The organism is Moorena sp. SIO3A2 (assembly GCF_010672265.1).
Taxonomy (GTDB): Bacteria; Cyanobacteriota; Cyanobacteriia; order Cyanobacteriales; family Coleofasciculaceae; genus Moorena; species Moorena producens.
In genome coordinates, this window is the sequence record NZ_JAAHHC010000120.1 from 1 (window position 1) to 1,787 (window position 1,787).

General features: G+C 43.3%; 2 protein-coding genes. Both read left to right on the forward strand.

What is annotated here, in order from left to right; all coding sequences use genetic code 11:
* Positions 1–43: 43 nt before the first annotated feature.
* A complete protein-coding gene (locus F6K64_RS37930; RefSeq protein WP_287268004.1) occupies positions 44–673 on the forward strand; it encodes an IS607 family transposase in 630 nt (209 codons plus the stop codon).
* On the forward strand, positions 660–1,760 hold the full coding sequence (locus F6K64_RS37935) for an RNA-guided endonuclease InsQ/TnpB family protein (RefSeq protein ID WP_287268006.1): 1,101 nt from the start codon (positions 660–662) through the stop codon (positions 1,758–1,760). Before F6K64_RS37930 ends, F6K64_RS37935 begins: the two co-directional genes overlap by 14 nt.
* Positions 1,761–1,787 lie beyond the last annotated feature (27 nt).

Consider the following 1,787-nt stretch of genomic DNA (forward strand, 5'->3'; position numbering starts at 1 on the left):
TTACTAAAGTTAAGTATACTAGATTTAGTAAGGTTCACGGTCAATGAAAAAATATGTCACTCCAAAAGAGGCAGCCGAGCACCTCGGAGTCTCGATCTCAACTCTTAGGCGGTGGGACAAAGAGGGGAGACTCGACAGTATCAGGACAAAAGGGAATCAAAGGCGGTTCTGTGTCGAAGGAGAAACTCCGCAGATTAAGCCCATTGTCTGCTATGCAAGAGTCTCTACCTACTCCCAACGGGACGACCTTGATCGACAAGCTGAATTTCTACGGTCAAAATACCCAAACGCTGAAATTGTTTCAGAAGTTGGATCAGGACTCAATTTTAAGCGGAAAAAGTTCCTCAAAATATTGGAACGAATTTACAGCTGTGATCTCTCAGCATTTGTCGTTGCCTACCCAGACAGAGCCGTCAGATTTGGATTCCCATTACTTGAGTGGTTATGCCAAAAAAGTGGAGTCAAGCTCGTGGTTCTCAATGAACGCAAACTCTCCCCAGAACAAGAGCTCGTCGAAGATATCCTGTCCATCCTCCACTGTTTCTCTGCTAGGCTTTACGGACTCCGAAAATATCAAAAGCAAGTCACGCAAGCGGTACAAGATAAAACCCCGGAACCAGACGATGAAGTTGACACCAAACAGTGTCTTGAGGCTCAGGGTGTTTCCATCTAAAGAGCTTCACAGGGTTTGGAAAACTTGGCTTAATGCATATAGATGGATTTACAACTGGTCGATCGCTGCTATCAAAAACGGCTATCAAGGTAGTACTTATGACCTACAAAAACTGGCTAGAAAATCTGATAGACCAGAGTGGGTAAAAACCCTACCAGGGCACCAATTACAAGAAGCTGTTGCCGATGGGATCGATGGCGTTAAACAAGCCAAGGTCAATGGAGGTTTTGCCAAATTTAAATCCTGTCGGCAGATCACTCAAGTAATCAAATTCAAAGTTGGAGACTTCAAAAAAGGTTATTGGTATCCCACCAAAGTAAAAGGTCTGTCCTTTCGTTCACCTCAAGGTTTTCCCGATGAATGCATCTACGGTACTCAATTAGTTTGGGTTAAAGGCAAATGGTACGGCATTTTTCCCGAATACATTGAACCTACTCCCACCAAACAGGATAAAGTAATAGCTTTAGATCCAGGTATTAGGACATTCCTTACTGGCTTTGACGGCAAAAATTACCTAGAGATAGGCTCTGGGGATATTGGTCGGGTTCAAAGACTTTGTCAGCAACTAGATCGGTTGATGAGTCGGATTGACTTAAGCTCTGCGAAAAGACAGAGACGAGCAATGAAAAATGCTGCCCATCGCTTACGCCAAAAAATTCAAAACCTAATTAAAGACTGCCATAACAAGTCAGCTTCTTTCCTGGTTAGTAATTACAAGCTTATATTTTTGCCAACGTTTGAAACATCTCAAATGGTAGTCAAATCAGCTAGGAAATTAAACAGGAAAACAGCTCGCAATCTGCTTACCTGGAATCATTATAAGTTTCGCCAGCACTTAACTCAAATGGCGGATCGTCATGAGGTGAAGGTTGTCTTGGTTAACGAATCTTATACCAGCAAAACTTGCCCAGAATGTGGTCAAATTCACGAAAAATTAGGCGGCAGTAAAAAATTCCAATGCCCAAAATGTGGCTTCTCTTTACCACGGGATTGGAATGGCGCGCGGAACATAATGATCCGCGCTTTGTCGGCAACAACCACCAGGTTTTCACCTGGTGCTATACAGATCATTCCTGCTGATGGGTAGGTTTAGAGAGGTTAAATGTTGCACCAG